18 protein-coding genes and 1 other annotated feature are annotated in these 19,392 nt (G+C 37.8%); of the genes, 4 read left to right on the forward strand and 14 right to left on the reverse strand.

Annotated features, from left to right (window positions below):
• Positions 1–75 precede the first annotated feature (75 nt).
• Positions 76–1,722, reverse strand: a complete 1,647-nt coding sequence (locus MMB68_RS17515; protein ID WP_277549215.1) for a peptide ABC transporter substrate-binding protein — start codon at positions 1,720–1,722, stop codon at positions 76–78.
• Positions 1,723–2,388: 666 nt separating this feature from the next.
• Positions 2,389–2,593, forward strand: a binding site (T-box leader).
• A 79-nt stretch (positions 2,594–2,672) separates the two neighbouring features.
• On the opposite strand from MMB68_RS17515, the gene trpS reads away from it, so the two are divergent.
• On the forward strand, positions 2,673–3,659 hold the full coding sequence (gene trpS, locus MMB68_RS17520) for a tryptophan--tRNA ligase (protein WP_042992329.1): 987 nt from the start codon (positions 2,673–2,675) through the stop codon (positions 3,657–3,659).
• Between the two features lie 29 nt (positions 3,660–3,688).
• On the opposite strand, the gene MMB68_RS17525 is transcribed toward trpS, so the two are convergent.
• The 9 genes from MMB68_RS17525 to MMB68_RS17565 all read right to left on the reverse strand — a co-directional run bounded on the left by MMB68_RS17525 (position 3,689) and on the right by MMB68_RS17565 (position 13,766).
• Complete coding sequence (locus MMB68_RS17525) at positions 3,689–4,438, reverse strand: YjbA family protein (protein WP_050689374.1); 750 nt, start codon at positions 4,436–4,438, stop codon at positions 3,689–3,691.
• 300 nt (positions 4,439–4,738) lie between these two features.
• Positions 4,739–5,653, reverse strand: coding sequence for an oligopeptide ABC transporter permease (gene opp4C / locus MMB68_RS17530; protein ID WP_277549216.1), 915 nt, complete (start codon positions 5,651–5,653; stop codon positions 4,739–4,741).
• 11 nt (positions 5,654–5,664) lie between these two features.
• A complete protein-coding gene (opp4B, locus tag MMB68_RS17535) occupies positions 5,665–6,630 on the reverse strand; it encodes an oligopeptide ABC transporter permease (protein ID WP_016763044.1) in 966 nt (321 codons plus the stop codon).
• Positions 6,631–6,651: 21 nt separating this feature from the next.
• On the reverse strand, positions 6,652–8,391 hold the full coding sequence (opp4A, locus tag MMB68_RS17540) for an oligopeptide ABC transporter substrate-binding protein (RefSeq protein ID WP_221785525.1): 1,740 nt from the start codon (positions 8,389–8,391) through the stop codon (positions 6,652–6,654).
• 43 nt (positions 8,392–8,434) lie between these two features.
• Positions 8,435–9,418 (reverse strand): ABC transporter ATP-binding protein, encoded by a 984-nt coding sequence (locus tag MMB68_RS17545; protein WP_221785526.1) that lies wholly within the window; start codon positions 9,416–9,418, stop codon positions 8,435–8,437.
• Positions 9,418–10,440: an ABC transporter ATP-binding protein gene (locus MMB68_RS17550; RefSeq protein WP_221785527.1), complete on the reverse strand. Its 1,023-nt coding sequence runs from the start codon at positions 10,438–10,440 to the stop codon at positions 9,418–9,420. Before MMB68_RS17550 ends, MMB68_RS17545 begins: the two co-directional genes overlap by 1 nt.
• A 226-nt stretch (positions 10,441–10,666) precedes the next feature.
• Positions 10,667–11,440: a DUF2268 domain-containing putative Zn-dependent protease gene (locus MMB68_RS17555; RefSeq protein ID WP_221785528.1), complete on the reverse strand. Its 774-nt coding sequence runs from the start codon at positions 11,438–11,440 to the stop codon at positions 10,667–10,669.
• A gap of 106 nt (positions 11,441–11,546) precedes the next feature.
• Positions 11,547–12,788 (reverse strand): beta-ketoacyl-ACP synthase II, encoded by a 1,242-nt coding sequence (gene fabF, locus MMB68_RS17560; protein ID WP_013055405.1) that lies wholly within the window; start codon positions 12,786–12,788, stop codon positions 11,547–11,549.
• Between the two features lie 39 nt (positions 12,789–12,827).
• Complete coding sequence (locus tag MMB68_RS17565) at positions 12,828–13,766, reverse strand: beta-ketoacyl-ACP synthase III (RefSeq protein WP_028407464.1); 939 nt, start codon at positions 13,764–13,766, stop codon at positions 12,828–12,830.
• A 258-nt stretch (positions 13,767–14,024) separates the two neighbouring features.
• Here MMB68_RS17565 and MMB68_RS17570 point away from each other — a divergent pair, with 258 nt between their 5' ends.
• Positions 14,025–14,225, forward strand: a complete 201-nt coding sequence (locus MMB68_RS17570; protein WP_221785529.1) for a hypothetical protein — start codon at positions 14,025–14,027, stop codon at positions 14,223–14,225.
• 28 nt (positions 14,226–14,253) lie between these two features.
• Here MMB68_RS17570 and MMB68_RS17575 read toward each other — a convergent pair whose 3' ends face one another.
• From MMB68_RS17575 to MMB68_RS17585, 3 genes are all read right to left on the reverse strand, one after another.
• Positions 14,254–14,448 (reverse strand): ComZ family protein, encoded by a 195-nt coding sequence (locus MMB68_RS17575; protein WP_013081746.1) that lies wholly within the window; start codon positions 14,446–14,448, stop codon positions 14,254–14,256.
• 77 nt (positions 14,449–14,525) lie between these two features.
• Positions 14,526–15,410, reverse strand: a complete 885-nt coding sequence (locus tag MMB68_RS17580) for an NAD-dependent epimerase/dehydratase family protein (protein WP_221785530.1) — start codon at positions 15,408–15,410, stop codon at positions 14,526–14,528.
• Between the two features lie 181 nt (positions 15,411–15,591).
• On the reverse strand, positions 15,592–16,332 hold the full coding sequence (locus MMB68_RS17585; RefSeq protein WP_013081744.1) for a hypothetical protein: 741 nt from the start codon (positions 16,330–16,332) through the stop codon (positions 15,592–15,594).
• A gap of 209 nt (positions 16,333–16,541) precedes the next feature.
• Here MMB68_RS17585 and MMB68_RS17590 point away from each other — a divergent pair, with 209 nt between their 5' ends.
• Both MMB68_RS17590 and MMB68_RS17595 read left to right on the forward strand, forming a co-directional pair.
• A complete protein-coding gene (locus MMB68_RS17590) occupies positions 16,542–16,730 on the forward strand; it encodes a YjzD family protein (protein ID WP_013055400.1) in 189 nt (62 codons plus the stop codon).
• A gap of 204 nt (positions 16,731–16,934) precedes the next feature.
• Positions 16,935–17,819 (forward strand): NAD(P)-dependent oxidoreductase, encoded by an 885-nt coding sequence (locus MMB68_RS17595; protein WP_221785531.1) that lies wholly within the window; start codon positions 16,935–16,937, stop codon positions 17,817–17,819.
• Between the two features lie 42 nt (positions 17,820–17,861).
• Here the strand turns inward: MMB68_RS17595 and galT are convergent, their stop codons facing one another.
• A complete protein-coding gene (gene galT, locus MMB68_RS17600; RefSeq protein WP_221785532.1) occupies positions 17,862–19,385 on the reverse strand; it encodes a UDP-glucose--hexose-1-phosphate uridylyltransferase in 1,524 nt (507 codons plus the stop codon).
• Positions 19,386–19,392 lie beyond the last annotated feature (7 nt).

Here is a 19,392-nt window from a genome sequence, read left to right on the forward strand (position 1 = left end):
ACAAAATTCGCGCACAAGAAAGAAAAGTATATGGAGCACCAGGCCCCATATACCCTTTGTCATAATTGATGTTACTTACTCAAAATGAGCCCACTTAATCTGAATGTCTCCAAGTCCAGACATCACAACATCTTTCAGCTGCTTGTCTTGTACCCAAGCGTTTGTATAGAAGTAGATTGGTGCCACTGGCATTTCATCCATGAAAATACCTTCTGCTTTTTTCAACATTTCCAGACGTTTTTTAGGATCTGTTTCTTTTTGAGAGTCAATTAATAACTTTTTATATTCTGGGTTTTCCCAGTTTGTATCATTGTTTCCGCCTTTTTTATCACGGAATAATTCTAAGAAGTTGATTGGATCGTTAAAATCTCCTAACCAGCCCATACGTCCAACTTGATAATCTCCTTGGTGTAATTTTTCAATGTAAACAGCCCACTCAGAGTTGTCTAACTGTACTTTAATACCAAGGTTTTTCTTCCACATATCTTGAACAGCTTGTGCAATTTTTGCATGTTTTTCATCCGTGTTGTATGAAACCTTAATTGCTGGTAGTTCTGAAGCATCTTTAAGGCCCATTTCTTTCAAGCCTTTTTCTAAATATTCTTTTGCTTTTTTCACATCATTGTCTTTGAAGTAACCTTTTTTGTTATCTTCAAACATTGTTGGTGGTACAGCCGCCATAGCTGGAACTGAACCGTCTTTTGTAATTTGTTCTGTAATACCTTTACGATCAATTGCATAAGCTAATGCTTTACGAATGTTCACGTTGTCTAAAGGTTTTTGTTCTGTATTAAACTTGTACCAGTAAGTACCTGCAATCTCTTGAATGTTTAATGAACCGTCTTTCTTCAATTCAGGAAGTGCATCAGCTGGTAATTGACCAGTAGGCATACCCGCCCAGTCTAATTCACCGTTTTTGAACATTGAAAGTTCAGTGTTGTTATCATTGATCATGTACATTTCAACTTTTTTAAGTTTTACAGCATCTTTATCCCAATAGTTTTCATTAGGAACTAACTCGATTTTGTCATTATGTTTCCAAGCTTTAAGCTTGAAAGGACCGTTTGACGTATAGTTTTCGCCTGCATTTGTGTACCATTTTTCATTTGATTCAGCAATTTTCGTATTCACTGGGAAGTACGTATAGAAAGCTGTTAATTCTAAGAAATATGGCGTTGGGTTTTCTAATGTTACTTCAAGCGTTTTATCATCTGTTGCTTTAACCGCAACATCATCTAATGAACCTTTTCCTTCATTAGCAGCTTGTGCATTTTTAACATAGTATAATTGATATGCATATTGAGATTCGTTTTTAGGATCTAACGCCCATTTCCATGCATATTCGAAATCTTTTGCTGTTACAGGGTCACCATTTGACCATTTGGCATCGTCGCGAATCGTGAACGTATATTTAGTTTGATCATCGCTGACCTTCACATCTTTCGCCATTGCATTTTCAGGCTTTCCATCTTTACCGATACGAGTTAAACCTTCAAATGTTTGTAATAATACGTTTGATGACGTTGAATCATTAGCTAAGCCTGGGTTTAGTGAAAAAGGCTCAGTTTTAATGTTTACGCGAAGCTCTTGCTCTTTTTTCTTGTCGCCACCATCACTGCTAGCATTTTCACTGCCACCAGATTCCTTGTTAAACCCACATGCAGCTAAAAACAAGCTCATGACAAGCAGCAAACTGAAAAGAATCGACAACCTTTTCTTCATTGCGTGTTACCCCCTATTAAATTTTGTTTGTGTGGCAACCATATTTTTTTGATATGTACTAATTTCTTAATCCTCTTTCAATACAAAATAATCAGTTATTTTTTCACATAGTAGAGCATTAAAGACCTCACTGCAAAATTATTCTTCTACCCTATGAAACTGTCATCAATTGTTTACATGCTGTAAATCCAATGTATGCGCTTAATATGTAGAAGACTGATTCATTACAAAATTCGCTAATTGAAACAAAACATTGTCTATTTTGTGTTTTCTGAAAAATTAAGAAATTGTAATACCTTTGTAAAAAATATGTTTGTTACGCCTATTATAAATATTTTAAAAATTTATTGCAATACTATTATTTAATGGTATTTTTTTGTCATAAGGGAAAAAACCTTATCTTATAAGGATTGTGCCTACTTGTCTGACGTCTAAAATCTTTTTTGTAGTATAGGTATTACAATAGTATTACAAAGTTATTAGAAATACTAAATAAAAGATTTTTACCAAATCCTCCACCAAATTTTCATCAAGAAATGCTTTAATTAAAAGGTTCTTGTCTTTTTTTGCCGCAGAAAAATTCCAGTAAATTGTCTTATAAAACTTTTTAGCGATAAGATGTTTAAATTCCTGCTTTTTCGCGTTATAATAACGAATAACTATATAATTAAAGCTGTGAAAAAGAGTAGTATGCAGAATTTTCATTTTTAGAGAGTTTGTGGTTGGTGGGAACAAACATTGAAACCTGCAGAATGGACTTTGGAGCTTTCAAGTGCAAAGCTTGAACGTTGACCTCAACGTTACATGAATAAAGATAGTTCACAATTATGTGTGCTAATTAGGGTGGCAACGCGGTCCATTCGCCCCTAGCTTATGCTAGGAGCGGGTGGGCCTTTTTATGTTGTATCCGTAAATTAGCATCATATATGTGCAGATGAAAGGAAGATTTGATGAAAACAATTTTTTCAGGTATTCAACCAAGCGGTACAATCACTTTAGGTAACTACATTGGAGCGATGAAGCAATTTGTTGAACTTCAAAATGACTATAACTGTCATTTTTGTATTGTAGATCAGCATGCGATTACAACGCCTCAAGATCGTTTAGCACTTCGTAAAAATATTCGCAGCCTTGCTGCTCTGTATGTAGCGGTAGGAATTGATCCAGCAAAATCGACTTTATTTATTCAATCGGAAGTGCCTGCCCACACAGAAGCGGGATGGATGTTACAGTGCGTAGCGTATATCGGTGAACTTGAACGCATGACTCAGTTTAAAGATAAGTCCGCTGGAAAAGAAGCAGTATCAGCAGGATTACTAACTTATCCTCCATTAATGGCAGCTGATATTCTTTTATACAACACCGATTTGGTTCCAGTTGGTGAAGATCAAAAACAGCATTTAGAATTAACGCGTGACTTAGCTGAGCGCTTCAACAAAAAATACAATGATATCTTCACTATTCCTGAAGTACGTATTCCAAAAGTGGGCGCACGCGTCATGTCTCTTCAAGATCCTACGAAAAAAATGAGCAAGTCCGATCCAAACCAAAAAGCTTTCATTACTCTCTTGGATGACGCTAAAACAATTGAAAAGAAAATTAAAAGTGCCGTAACGGATTCAGAAGGTATTGTTCGCTACGATAAAGAAAATAAGCCAGGTATTTCAAACTTACTAAGTATTTATTCAATCCTAGCTAATAAATCGATCGAAGACATTGAAGCAATGTACGAAGGCAAAGGTTATGGGGACTTTAAAGCTGACACAGCTAAAGTAGTAGCGGAAGCACTCGCTCCAATTCAAGAAAGATATTATGAATTAGTTGATTCTAGCGAGCTAGATGATATTTTAGATCAAGGTGCCGATAAAGCAAATGCAACGGCTAATAAAATGCTTCGCAAAATGCGAAACGCAATGGGAATTGGCCGTAAACGTTAAAAAAAACGACTGCTATGCAGTCGTTTTTTTTAATTAACTTTTGGTTCTTGTTCAATTTCCCAAAGTTTTTCAAAGAAAGGTTGTCCTTTTACTAAGCGCTCGCATAATAATTTATGCTTCGGTGACCACCCTGACTTCGTTTCATCGTATAGCTGGCTCCATACGTCTTGAAACGACATCTCTTGAATGTCTTCGTACTTCGTTGGATTCCACTCCGTGTACCAGTAGCGGATTTGAGCTGTATTTTTTGTGGTATGTAGCTGATCAAGTGCCATAAATAACAGCTGTTTTAGCTGACGTTCTTTACGTGTTAGTCCTCTCATCGTTTCAGGAGACGGTGAAAGAATATGATGCTCTTTTTTATTTAGCTCGTCTTCACTGAACTTATATTCTAGCTCTTCTTGATCCGCAATCATCTCATAGACTAACTGTTCCTGTCTTGGAATTAAGCGGCTTTTTCGAATCGGAATATGATATCCCATCGTATCAATTGCTAAAATATTCGTTCCATCTGTAACGATAAAACAATATTCAACCTGCGTGCGTTCATGATTTTTCCGAATGTATGCTTTCTGATAGACATCTTGTAGTAGTTGTTGAGGTAGCTCGGAAAGATCATTTTCAATGTAATGAAATAAAAGCGGATTTACTTTTAATAACGGTGCTTGATCGAGCAGTTCTACACAATCGTCTTTTCTCCACTCATGGAAATGACACACATTATAACCGTTTTCTTCGCCTTCAAACCAATTAACCCATACATCATGAAGATATAGCATAATTTACCCCTCACTTACTATCTGTTTGTTATCCATCAGTATAGGCAGAGAAAGGAATTTTTATTCCAAATGATGTTATTTTTCTAAAAATTAATTGTAAAACACCTTCGTTTTTGGCTATTATTCAAATGCACTTATTTCGAAGCTCAGATATAACGCCAGTGCTAATGATTGCTAAAGGCTTCATGAGCTATATCTACCCCTATAAGCAGAAAAAAATCCGAGTTTCTTCTATAGTAATAGGTTTGTCAGGAGGTCTGACAAACCTAAAAAAATCTATCACACTTTTGTGATAGATTTTTAACGAAGAGATTTTGGATTCAAAGCATCTTTTAATCCTTCACCAATGAAGTTGATAGCTAGGATTGTAAATGTAATAGCTAAACCTGGCGGAACCCACATCCATGGCTTATTCTGCAGTACATCTGATTCCCTTGCTTCTGTCAGCATATTCCCCCAGCTTGGCGTATCAGCCGGCACGCCAAAACCGATAAAGCTAATCGCTGACTCAAACACAATAAGGATAGCCATCTGCAAACTGGCTTGAACCACAATCGTTGAAAACACATTTGGCAGCAAATGTTTAAAGATGATTTTAAACGGGCTGCACCCAATGGAAACAGCTGAAAGCACATATTCATTTTCTTTTTCAGCCAAGACTTTGCTTCGAACCAGCCGGGCTGTACTTCCCCAGCTTAGGAAACTAACAACTAGGATGAGGGTCCAAACGCCTGAGATCTTTCCAATTAGGATTGTATTTAACACTACAACAAAAACAATGAGCGGAAAGTTTAAGACAAAGTCTGTAAAACGCATTAAGAATTGGTCCACTTTGCCTCCGTAATAACCCGCAATCGAACCAATAAGAGTTCCGATTAAAATAACCAGTGTTGTACAAGCAACTCCAATCAGTAACGAAGTTCTTCCTCCATACAATGTACGTGCAAATACGTCTCGCCCATTAGTGTCCGTTCCAAACCAATGATCACTAGAAGGCGCTGCATTCATCGCCATATAGTCAATACGTGTAATATCTGCTTTTGTAAGCAGCGGTGCAAAAATGGCAAGAAGCGTAATCACAATCATGAAAGCTAAACTTATCATGGCTAGTTTATTTTTAACAAACTTCTTTCGCGCAATCGCCCATGGAGAAAGGTTTTTAGGAGCTTTGATATTCACTTCTGGCTGTACATCTTTTTTCGTTACAATTTCCATACTTTCTCCTCCTAATCCAAACGAATACGCGGATCTGCTACGCCGTATAACACATCTGCAAGTAAATTCCCAAGTAGCGTAAGTACTGAAAATAGCATCGTTAGTGACATCATTACAGAATAATCCCGGGTAGACACAGATTCTACAAATAACATTCCAATACCTGGGTACGTAAAAATTGTTTCTGTAATAATAGCTCCTCCAATTACTGTTACAAGGTCAAAACCTAAGAAGGTGATAAGAGGAATCATCGAATTGCGTAAGATATGAACATTATAAATTTTAGATTCTTTTGTCCCTTTTGCTCTGGCTGTGCGCACAAAATCTTTGCGACTGTTTTCAATAATATCATTACGTAAAAACTGCGTATATTGAGCAGTTGACATCAGCCCTAATATTAAAGCTGGGAGAATAACATGATGTATTCTACTTTGTATATATGCCCACGTTCCTTTTTCTAATCCAACTTCTACTGAACCGCTAAATGGAAACCAATCTAGCTGAAAAGAAAAGAAATAAATTCCTACAATTCCGGCAATGAACGATGGAACTGCTAATGCAAAATAGTTATACCCTGCAATTAGATTATCTCCTAAAGTATACGGTTTTTTCCCTGCATACATCCCCAGTATAAAAGCAAATACATAAGTAATAAATAATGAAGTTAGCGCTAAAAATATAGTATTAGGCATACGTTCTTTTATAATTTCAAGTGTCGGCAACTTATGTGTTGTTGATTTTCCAAGATCTCCTTGAAGCACCCCTTTAATCCAAGTCCAATACTGTACATAGATAGGATCATTATATCCAAGCTTATCACGCATCTCTTCGATATATTTTGGATCTGTCTTACTTGGGTCAATCATGCCCCCAAAAGGGTCCCCTGGCATCATTTTTGCCAGGGAAAAAACTACAAAGGAGATTAGAATCAACATAGGAATCATTCCTAAAATACGTCTTAATGAGTATTGTAGCATCGTTGATTCTCCTTCTTTTAATTATTCTGTCACTGACCACTTATGTGAATCTAGGATGATTGTGTCTGGATCCATCGTTACATTTTTCAGACGTTTATTAACTGCATAGATGTTAACATTTTCCCATAAAGGAAGGGCTGGGAGCTCTTCGTTAAATAACTTCTGCCACTTCACAGAAACATCTTTACGATATTTATCATCAAATGCCTTTTTACTTAACGAATCTTTAATCAGCTGATCAGATTCTTTATTAATCCAACGACCATGGTTCCACTCTGCATTTGATCCCCACGTAATACTTGGGTCTGGGTCATATCCTGTTCCCCATGAGCCAAAAAATGCATCTAACGATTTGTCATCGTTTTCTTTCATTTCATTGTATAAGTTAAATTCAATTAATGAACCCGATGCTAATTCAGTTTTCACACCAATATCATTCCATGCTTGAATAATGGCTTTTGCACGCCCCTCAAAGTTTGCTGGGCCAGCGTAATGTCCAAACGAGATCTTATATGGCTTACCATTTGGATCTTCAACAAATCCATCTCCATTCACATCTTTATAACCTGCTTCTGCTAATAATTTTTTAGCTTTTTCTGGGTTATATTTATACTGGTTTAAGTCTTTTGGATCTGCTGCTAACCAGAAAACAGACGGAATAACCGTATTTGAAACCGTTGCTTTATCATTCATGAACGCTTTAATCATAGCTGGTCGATTTAATGCATACATTAGCGCTTGACGCACTTTTTTATCTTTAAACTTATCATAATCGTCTACACTGATACCTTTGTCCTTATCTCTATGACCAAAACGAAGGCCTATATAAGAATAGATAGATGCTTTTCCTTCGAGAAGTTCAATGTTGTCCAATTTATTGATTTGTCCTAGATCTGCTGGGCGTACACTTAATACATCGATTTCATTTTTCTTTAAAGCTCCGGCCGCAACAGATGGATCAATAACCTTTACGACAACTTTATCCAAGTGAGGCTTCCCTTGCCAATAGTCATCATTACGCTCTAACTCCACGTACTCTCCTGATACTACTTTCTTTACTTTAAAAGGACCTACACCAATTGGCTCCTGACGAACTTTTTTCGATTCTTGAAGATCCTTCACAGCAATACCTTCATAATATTTCTTCGGCATTGGATATGCCCATAACGTGTCTAGGTTATTCACTCGAACGTCTTTAAACGTTACTTTAAACGTATGAGGATCAACAACTTCTACTCCAGAAATAGAGTCCGCTTTGCCATCGTGGTATTCTTGAGCACCTTTAATAATTTCTACATTAGCATAACGTGGTCCTGTGTAATCTTTATTTGCTATTGTTTCATACGTATACTTAAAGTCATCAGCTGTTAGCTCATCGCCATTATGCCATTTAACACCTTCTTTTAATTTAAAGGTATACGTTAATTTATCGTCACTAATTTTCCAAGTAGCTAAGTTCGGCTGAATTTTTATTTCTTTATCGTAATCATAAAGACCTTCATTAATGAACTGCAGAACGTTAGCGTCGTATTCACCTTGATAAAAACTAAAATCGAATACTCCTTCCGGCGCTCCATCAATCCCATACGTAATCGTTCCGCCATCTTTTGGCTTGTCTGTTTTTGCACCTTCAGTTTTTGTTTCTCCGCCTTCTTTATTACTAGAAGATGAAGAACTGCTTCCACCGCTGCATGCCGCTAGAAAAAGCGATAGCACAAGCAAAATGGAAACAAGTGATAAAAACGATTTCTTTTTCATCATGACGTTCCCCCTATTTAACTAATAATCTGTTCGTATGTAGCTTTTACGAGTTATATAAATGGCAAGCTACTTGATGGCCAAGTCTCACCTCCTTTAAGGCAGGTTTCGTTTGGCTGCACTCTGCCATTGCATGTATACAGCGAGGATGAAACGCACAGCCTTTTGGCGGATCAATTGGACTTGGCACATCTCCCTGTAAAATAATACGCTGTTTTTTCTTTCGTGGATCTGGTTCAGGTATAGCCGATACAAGCGCTTGCGTATAAGGGTGCAACGGCTCTGCGTACAGACTTTTCTTATCAGCAATTTCCACTAAACCGCCTAGGTACATAACACCGATACGGTCACTCATATGTTTAACAACACTCAAATCATGGGCGATAAATAAAAAGGTTAGGTCAAATTCTTGTTGAAGTTCTTTTAGAAGGTTTAAAACTTGTGATTGGACAGAAACGTCGAGTGCCGATACCGGTTCATCAGCAATAATAAGTTTTGGACGAAGTGCAAGTGCACGTGCAATTCCAATCCGCTGACGCTGTCCACCGGAAAATTCGTGAGGATATTTATAGTATGCATCTTCCGGTAACCCTACTTTTGTAAGTAGATTCATAACTTCTGATTTTAATTGATTGGTTGATTTTCCTGTAAAATTCCGAATTGGTTCAGAAATAACATCTCCAACCATTTGCATTGGATTGAGGGAAGCATAGGGATCTTGAAAAACCATTTGAAAATCTTGTCTAATTTTACGGAGAGAAGTTCCTTTTGCTTCTGTGATATCTTTACCATCGAAAATAATTTTTCCGCTAGTTGGTTCCAACAGTCTTAGAATCGTTCTTCCTGCCGTGGATTTTCCACAGCCAGATTCTCCTACTAGACCGAGCGTTTCTCCTTTTCGAATAGCAAAAGAAATACCGTCAACTGCTTTTACATCACCAATTTTCTTTCGAAAAAATCCGCCGTGAATAGGATAGTAGGTTTTTAAATGCTGAACTTCTAGCAATACATCTTTCACCGCTTTAGTCATTAGCTTGTCTTCACTCCTTTTGACGGATAGCTATTTTTATACAGCAGACATGCGACATCATGCCCCTGTGAATCCTGGTGAAGAACAGGCGTAACGGAACTGCAGTCTTCCATTGCATGAGGACATCGGTTAACGAAACGACAGCCTGTCCGCGGCATGTTTACAAGAGAAGGCACAATTCCTTTGATCGTATTTAATACTTCTACATCATCTTCCATGCGTGGAATTGAGTGAAGAAGCGCTTTCGTGTACGGATGTTTCGGGGCATAAAATAACGTATCAACATCTGTATTCTCAACAATTTTTCCGCCATACATGACAATCACTTCGTCACACATCTCAGCAACTACTCCCAAATCATGTGTAATCATAATAATAGACATATCATTGCTTTCTTGAATTTCTTTTAGCAATTCTAAAATTTGAGCTTGAACCGTAACATCTAGGGCCGTTGTCGGCTCATCAGCAATTAAAAGTTTAGGCTGACAAGCTACCGCCATGGCAATCATGACACGCTGCCTCATTCCTCCTGACAGCTGATGCGGATATTCATCGATGAGCTTTTCGGATCTCGAAATACCAACGCTTTTTAAAAGCGCAATGCTTTTTTCACGCGCTTCCGCTTTCGATATATTCATATGGTTAAACAATACTTCCTGCAGCTGATACCCAATAGTTAACACAGGATTAAGGGATGTCATCGGTTCTTGGAAAATCATTGAGATGTCTTTCCCTCGAACATCATTCATCTCATCTTCTGATAAATGCGTAAGATTCTTTCCGTTAAATAAAACGCTTCCGCTTCTAATTTGACTATTTACTTTAGGTAATAGCCCAATAACGGATAAAGACAATACGCTTTTTCCACAGCCAGATTCTCCTACAACTCCTATAATTCGCTTTCGTCCGACTTGAAACGACACGTCGTCCACAGCATTATGCCAGGAATCATTAATGGAAAAAGCAGTTTGTAAATTTCTCACTTCTAGTAAAGGTGTTGATTCGACGGGCTTTTTATCCATTTATAGTGCACACCTCATTTTTCTAAAAATTGTTATATTTGAATAAGATATTATTACAATTTCATTACAAAATCAATATATTTTGAAAATTAATTATATTTTTTATTTTTAAAATAATGATTTCTGAATATCTCTTCGGCACTTTAACGCATAAACCTCCTAATTTCTTGTTGAAAATAGGATAAAATTTACTATTTTTAATTTTAGGTATATAGAACTTGTTTTTTTACAGTTGGAACGCAGATTTTTTTAAGATAGTATTGGTGCTAAGAGGAAGCAGCTGGATAGTAGTTAAAGTGTGAGGCTTCATACATGAAGTAACAAGATGATAACCAATATTGTAGCCCATCATTTCTGGATACCAATTTTGGCCGAATAACAGTTGATCATATTTTTTTTCGTCAGCGCGCAGATTGTAATAAGGTTTAACGTGCTTTTCCCACATTTTTTTAGCTTCTTCAATGGTATAATAATTTGTCCAAGGAGCTAAATATTTTTTACCACAATACTCCTCTACTGCTCTTTCAGCTAACCCTTCCATCATCATAGCGTCTAACAAAGTAATCGTTTCATCAGATTTATTAATGGCTTTTAGCCTGCAAACGTGATGGTATTCATGGGTAAGTACCGCTAACATTTCTTCATCGGATGTATGACTTGTCATAAACACAAATAATTTATCGGTAAAAGCGACACCTGCTCTTCCGTTAAATTCACGCTGCATTTTTCGATTTCTAGGATTGCTTGGAAGCACTAGCACCGCTACATCGGGCCCATTCCATGCTTTTTTGAGCTTCTCATAATGAGCTTTAACTTTCTTCCAAACCTGTCTTTTCTTCATTTCTTCTAATTCTTTTATAAACATTAAAGAAGGCGGACACATTCCGTAGTTAAAAAGTAATTCCATGTATTCTTTTTCTTTTAATTTCTTAAAATAACGCGCAAGATAACGGCTTATTTCTTTCGGCTCCGTCCAAGTAGAAGTTGAAACAATCGGCATGTTTTCCCCTCACTTTCTTCATCCTTTTGTTTCATGATATGTTCACAGCTACTCTTTTGGTTATTAAAAATAAAAAAAATTCTAGGCATCAGCCTAGAATTTTTCATTATGCTTCGTATTTTTTAAAGATGATTGTTGCGTTGTGACCGCCAAATCCAAGTGAGTTGCTTAGCACCGCTTTTACTTCTTGCTTACGCGCTTTGTTTGGAATGTAGTCTAAATCGCACTCTTCATCAGGTGTTTGATAGTTAATTGTTGGAGGAAGAATACCGTCTTGAATTGCTTTCACACTAAAAATAGCTTCTACTCCGCCAGCAGCTCCTAACAAGTGGCCAGTCATTGACTTTGTTGAACTAATTGCTACTTTTTGAGCGTGGTCACCAAATACTTCTTTAATAGCCATTGTTTCAAATTTATCATTGTATCCTGTACTTGTACCGTGAGCATTGATGTAATCAATATCACTTGGCTGTAGGCCTGCATCTTCAATCGCATGACGCATTGCACGAACGCCGCCTTCTCCTCCTGGAGCTGGCGCTGTGATATGGTGAGCATCTCCAGTTGAACCATAGCCCACAATTTCAGCATAAATACGTGCGCCGCGCGCTAGTGCATGTTCAAGCTCTTCAAGCACAATAACCCCCGCACCTTCTCCCATAACGAAGCCGTCGCGGTCTTTATCAAACGGACGAGATGCTGTTGCAGGATCTGGATTTGTAGAAAGTGCTTTATTCGCACAGAAACCAGCAATAGATAAACGCGTGATTGGCGCTTCCGTACCGCCCGTCACCATCACGTCTGCATCTCCGCGTTGAATGACTTTAAACGCATCACCAATAGAGTTTGTACCTGTCGCACATGCCGTTACCGTACAAGAGTTCACACCCTTCGCCCCTAAAGCAATAGAAACTTGTCCTGTTGCCATATCAGGAATCATCATCGGAATAAAGAATGGACTTACACGGCGGGCACCTTTTTCTAATAACGTTGAATATTGGTTTTCAAACGTTTCCATACCGCCAATTCCAGAACCAATCCAAACGCCGACGTTTGGAGCAATTTCTTCTGTAATAGTCAAATCCGCATCTTTAACAGCCGCCAATGCAGCTACCATTGCATATTGAGTAAAGCGATCCATCTTACGAGCCTCTTTGCGGTCAATAAAATCTTCCACGTTAAAATCTTTTACTTCAGCCGCTACTTTAGCCGGGAATTCATCTGCATCTAGTCTTGTTAAAGGACCAACGCCAGACACGCCTGCTACTGCGTTTTTCCAAGCTGTTTCTACGTCATTTCCAATTGGTGTAAGCCCACCAAGTCCTGTTACAACTACACGTTTTTTATTCATCGTACATTCATCTCCTTCAGTTGCTTTAAAAATGTAGTGTTATTTTCCCCATCTAATAGCAATAGCTCCCCATGTTAAGCCGCCTCCGAAGCCAACCATTACAATTAAATCATCATCTTGAATTTTCCCTGCTTCAAGCTCATGAACAATTGAAATTGGAATCGATGCTGCTGATGTATTGCCGTAGTATTGGATTGTTTTAGACATTTTTTCTTCAGGCAAATCTAATCGCTGTCTTGCAGCTTCCATAATACGAATATTCGCTTGATGAGGTACAAGAAAATCAACATCTTCTTTTGTTAAACCTGCTTTTTCAATTACATTAACAGCAGATTCCCCCATTTGTCGAACAGCAAACTTAAATACTTCACGTCCGTTCATGACAATATGATCAAGCTCGTTTTGATACAAGTGCTTGCCTCCCGTACCGTCGGATCCTAATTCAAAGGATAAAATGCCTCGTCCTTCTGATACTGGTCCCATTACAACCGCACCTGCACCGTCTCCAAATAAAACAGCCGTGTTACGGTCGTCCCAATCTGTAATCTTAGAAAGCTTTTCTACACCAACTACTAAAATATGCTTATAAGCATTGGTTTCGATAAATTGCTTAGCTGTAATCATGCCGTACATAAATCCTGCACATGCGGCACTCACATCGTAAGAAGCTGCTTTTTTTGCGCCCAATTTTTCTTGTAGCATACATGATACTGTAGGAAATGGTTGGTCTGGCGTTACCGTAGCAACAATGATCATGTCAATATCTTCTGCTTTGACGTTAGCTTTATGTAAAGCTTCAACTGCTGCTTTATAAGCTAAATCAGATGTGTCCTCGTTATCGGCTGCGATTCGGCGCTCTTGAATACCTGTGCGCGTACGAATCCACTCATCTGATGTATCCATTACTTTTTCAAGATCTAAATTTGTTACAACTTTCTCTGGTACATAACGTCCAATTCCTAGAACACCAGCGTTCATATCAACCTCTCCTTTAAATAAAAGGCTTATATTCCTATAAAACCTATATCCGTCATTTCATTTATCGATTATATAATCAATTATTATGAGTTGGTACTAATTTTACTTCATTTTTTATTTTTTGTCTATATAGGTGTTCGTCCTACTCAGGTATCTATCATGCTACATATAGTAATCATACGGGACCCTCTTACTCTAGTATGGGACATTAGGTAAGAACTTACCCACCATTAAAAAATAGTGAAAGGAATGAGTATCATGGCAAGAAGACAAAGAAATGAAGATTTTTCTGATTTTATGTTTGGAGCTGGGCGCAGAAAATCAAGAGAAGAAAGAGAACGAGAGGAGTGGGAACGATTATTTAAACAAATCGATGAAATTGTACTCGCCGTCGAAGAACTAGCTCCTCTTCTTAAACAGTTTACCCCTTTAGTCGATTTATTTTCCAAACAAAAATAACAGCTCGGATTCTACCGAGCTGTTTTCTTTAGTTGTTTTCATTTTCAGCTAATGCATCTTGCTTGCCAAGCTCATAAGCGTCGTTCATTACTTTTGTTAGTAATGTCAATACCGGCTGTACGTGTTCCATTGATAACTCAACGCCTGTTTCATCTAAGATCTGTTTTGCTTCTGGCAAGTACTTCATTGCAATTTGCATGAATTGCATATTTTGCTCTTCCATAGTGAAATCTCCTTTATTAAAAACATTTATTCCTCCTTATATTAGCGAATCTATTCTATAAGTACAACTTTCTCCTTTTAATGAAGAGGTAAAAAGAATGTTCTCATATGTTTTTTTTGCAGATAAATCCCTTCTTTAGCCGTTACTTTTGAAGAAAAATGCAGCAGTTCTTTCGCTTTCCTGCTGATTTTATATTTTTCTTGAGCCGCTTCTTCCTTCACCTCCATATGAGTAATGTTTGCTCCTGCGCTCCAAGGCTGTAACTTTTCTTCAACTAAATGAACCACTTCATATGAATATGCAGCAGTTTTACAGCGTCTAAGTGCACTGACGGCATCTTCAATATAAATAATAAAATCTGTGCCTTCCATAATGTTAAATGCCTCTTCGTACCCGGCAATATTTTTGGAATAGCACATTGACAAAGGCTGCCAAGGTCCGTAAAGAGTCGGCGTTCTGACAATTATAATGGGCCATCCATCATCTTTATATTTCTCTATCATTCGCTCAAAATGAACGTATAGCCTTCCTTCACTACTGTCCGGTTCTGGAATCGTTGTTTCTTCAATCTTTCGCTGCTGGTCTCCAAATACGCGCATGGTAGAAACAAACACAAATCGAATGTTGAATTGACGGCATTTGTTAAGCGCTTGAATGAGCACTTGCTGCGCTTTTTGCATTTCTTGTCTTAAAAAATCAGGATGATAAAAATCTCCTCCATCGAAATACGTAAAGTAGACAATATCCGTTTCTGAGGTAATCATATCTAATGACTCTCCTACTTCAGTCGATGCATAATTAGCGTTTCGCCCTAAGAAAAATTTCATCTCTTCCTGCAAATCATCTTCTTCTTTATGAGCAGAATGTGTATACCCTTTTACTTCTGTACCTTCATCTAAAAAAGCCATACATAAATGAAAACCAATAAAGCGGTTTGCTCCTATTACTACTACATTTCCCATATCGCTTCCTCCAATTCTTCATTCATCATTTATTCAACAAAAAGCTTAAATCCCTATAGTTATAGAGGGCACTCATTCCTTATTTCAAAGAAGCCCACCTGTAAAAGCATCATGAACTCTTTTTTCATTTTATCTCTTATACAAAAAGCCCCTATGATATGTATAATCATAGAAGCTTTGCTTATAACACTTTTTCATGCTGTTTATAAAATTGGAGAAGGGACCGTTCAAACAAATAGTTTTTTTCCGGTAAATAAAGTGAAAGCATAATCGGAGAGTGAAGTTCTTCACGATGTAGTTCATATTTTTTACTGTGTGCAATTGGATAATGAGTAGAGGCATTAGGCGCGGTCCATATCTTCACGGGCAGCGTTGATTTTAATTCTGTAACAGAAGGGTACTCCTTAATTAACTTTGATACTTGCTTCCGCTCCACTTTATAAGCTTGAGTCAAGTCCTTCGTGAATTGTTTATAAAAAAATTTATTATTTTTTTCATGTTCTGCATGCGTATGAAGATCAATACATGGATTTAGTAAACCAGCTGATCGAACGAACGTATTCCCGTCATTTTCCATTAGCTGCAGCGCTAACAGAGCCCCCATTCCTTCAGCTAAAATATGAATTCGTTTATTTAAAATTTCTTGTTTCATTACTAAATGATAAAGTTGTTTTGCAAGGTGATATGCTTCAGGAGACCCCCAATGCCGGCCATATAAATTGGAATAAAATACTGTGTATCCTTCATCTTGTAAACATTGCAACAGCTGTGACCTTCCGCCGTGCTGAATCCATAAGCTAGTTGAACTTTCAACAAAATGATCTTTATCACCCAATACTAACACACCGAAACCATTCGGCCGTTCAGGGACATGTACGACATTCCATTGCGTATCTAAGCTAAAAAAGCGTCGATGTATCATAGCTCTTCCTCCGTAACTTACTAGTTGTTCCATACAGTGTATGATAGAACCATCAAAAAGCGCACTAGAATAATGCCTATTTCTGACTTATTGCTCTTTTGTTTCTGCATGGGAACACGCCCCTTATTTATTCATAAAAAATTCAATTTCTTATTTGACTGCTATATGCTAAAATGAAATCAAACTGTACTGTAAACGAGGTGAATAGAATGCGTGTCGTAATGGCTTTTGTTTGGGGCTTTTTACTAATGAATATGGCAGTGTACGTAATCTCTGCAATGACGGGCGGTACTTACAGTTTCGCAACCGCTTCCATCCTTGGAGTAGTTTTCACGCTAGTTGTAATTTTGATTGGAGAACTGGGTGTACCGAATAAACCAGCAAATAATCACCACTAAAAAGTGTTGGCTGTAAAGCCAGCGCTTTTTTTTATCTTTTGGCATAGGCTCTTCTCAGTACTTTCTTTCCTTACCTCGTATTCAAGACACAGGACTGAGAGTACTTTTCTAGATTTGTATATAGTCGGAATCATTGATTATCCCAAACTTTAACTATATAATTTTAGAATAATCAAACTATTAATTTTAGGAGTGAATACTGCTGTGACTAAAGAAAAAATTGGTTTTATCGGAACAGGCGTTATGGGTCAAAGCATGGCCGGGCATTTAATTGACGCAGGATATGAAGTCCTTGTTTATACACGAACAAAAACTCGTGCTCAAGCATTACTTGAAAAAGGGGCCAAATGGAAAGAAACCGTTCGAGAAGTGGCCGAACAATCTGATGTTATTATCACCATGGTAGGCTACCCTCACGATGTAAAAGAGATTTATTTAGGCAAAGACGGCATTATACATAATGCAAAGAAAGGCTGCTATACAATTGATATGACGACATCGAGCCCTATACTTGCTCGTGAGATTTATCAAGCAGCAAAAGAGAAGCACATTCATGCGCTTGACGCTCCTGTTTCAGGAGGCGATATTGGGGCTCAGAAAGCAACATTAGCGATTATGGTAGGAGGCGATTCTGAAGCATTCTCTGCCGTTACACCTATACTTGAAAAAATGGGGACAAATATCGTTCTTCAAGGAAGCGCAGGTGCTGGTCAACATACAAAAATGTGCAATCAAATCGCTATTGCCTCCAATATGATGGGTGTATGCGAAGCTATACTTTATGCTGAAAAAGCCGGATTAGATCCGAATACTGTTCTAAAAAGTATTGAAACAGGCGCAGCGGGAAGCTGGTCGTTAAGTAATTTAGCTCCTCGCATGATTAAAGGAGACTTCGAACCAGGTTTTTATATTAAACACTTTATTAAAGATATGAAAATTGCCATTGAATCAGCTGAAGAAATGGAGCTGTATACACCAGGGCTAAAGTTAGCAAAATCGCTTTATGAACAGCTCGAAAAACAAGGCGATGATAATAAAGGAACACAGGCTCTGTATACCCTTTTAAAACAGCATGCCCTAACTGTATAAAAACAGGCAGCTCATTACGAGCTGCCTGTTTTTATTAATGATTTACGCTTCATTTAACGAATTCATAAAACGACTGAATGCGAGCTGCCCTTCAGCAGTTTGTTTAAACACACCTGCATGTTCTAAAATAGTTGCAAAGACCAAACCAAGCTCTTGTTGGAGAATACTTTGGACATTTTGCTCTTCAATATGTGGATATCTTTTCTTGATTTGTTCCGCCCACTTCACGTGTTTTTGCACTTGATCATGTCTGCTGGCTAACTCGCTCAGGTTATTCTGAACTAACCCTTTGGCCACTAGACTCATTTCGTCTTTCAAACGACCGGGTAAAACCGCAAGCCCCATTACTTCGATTAAACCTATGTTCTCTTTTTTGATATGGTGAACTTCTGCATGCGGATGATAAATGCCATCTGGATGTTTGCCGTTTGTTCGATTGTTTCGCAGTACTAAATCTAATTCGTACAAATCTCCTCTTTTCCTAGCAATAGGCGTGACCGTGTTGTGAGGAGTTTGATCTGTAAAAGCTAAAATACCAGCACTTTGATCACTATATGATTTCCATTTCTTCAAAATGAAATCCGCTGCTTCCACTAATGGTGCAAGGTGCGAACTTTGAAGACGAACGACCGACATCGGCCAATGAACAATTCCAGCTTTCACGTTTGGATATGCTTTAAGAGAGAACAATTTATTTATTTTTGCTTTAGCCATAGGAAAATCATGATAGCCGCCTTGAAAGTGGTCATGAGTTAAAATAGATCCTCCTACGATGGGTAGATCTGCATTTGACCCTAAAAAATAATGTGGAAATTGTTCAACGAAGGCAAGCAGCCGCTTAAACGTTTGCTTTGAAATATGCATGGGTGTATGTTCACTCGCAAAAATAATGGCATGTTCATTATAATAAACATAAGGTGAAAACTGCATGTACCACAGCTCTTCCTGCAATTCCACAGGAATAATCCGGTGATTTTGACGAGCTGGGTGGTTAATACGACCTGCATAACCAGCATTTTCTTTACATAGAAGACACAGCGGATAGTTGCTTTCCTTCAATGATTTACTTGCTGCAATTGCTTTTGGATCTTTTTCCGGCTTTGATAAGTTGATAGTAATTTCAAGTTCTCCAAAGTCAGTGTTTGTTACCCATCTTTCGTTTTTAGCAATTCGATCTCTGCGAATATAGTGAATGTCTTTTGACAGCTTATAATAATAGCTTGTGGCTTTTTGGGGGCTTTGCTGATAGTGATCATAAAATGTCCGATTAACCTCTGAAGGCATGCTTGCAAAGCATCCCATTATTTTGGTATCGAATAAATCTCTATACGTGATAGAATTCTCGGCGATTCGATTGTTTTCTGCAGCCCAATCAAGCATGTTGTCTAAAATAGCAGCTGGATGTTCCAGACGTTCTTCTTTGACTTCTACTATAATACATTCGTCGAGCTTTAACACTTCCAGCAGTTTATTTCTCACCACATCTATATCCCATTTTGTTAATAGATTCTTTTGTAAACCATATTGAATAAGTCGGGTGATTTCTTCATGAATGTTGACTGACATACACTCG

The sequence above is a fragment of the Priestia sp. Y58 genome (assembly GCF_029522095.1).
Classification (GTDB): domain Bacteria; phylum Bacillota; class Bacilli; order Bacillales; family Bacillaceae_H; genus Priestia; species Priestia megaterium_E.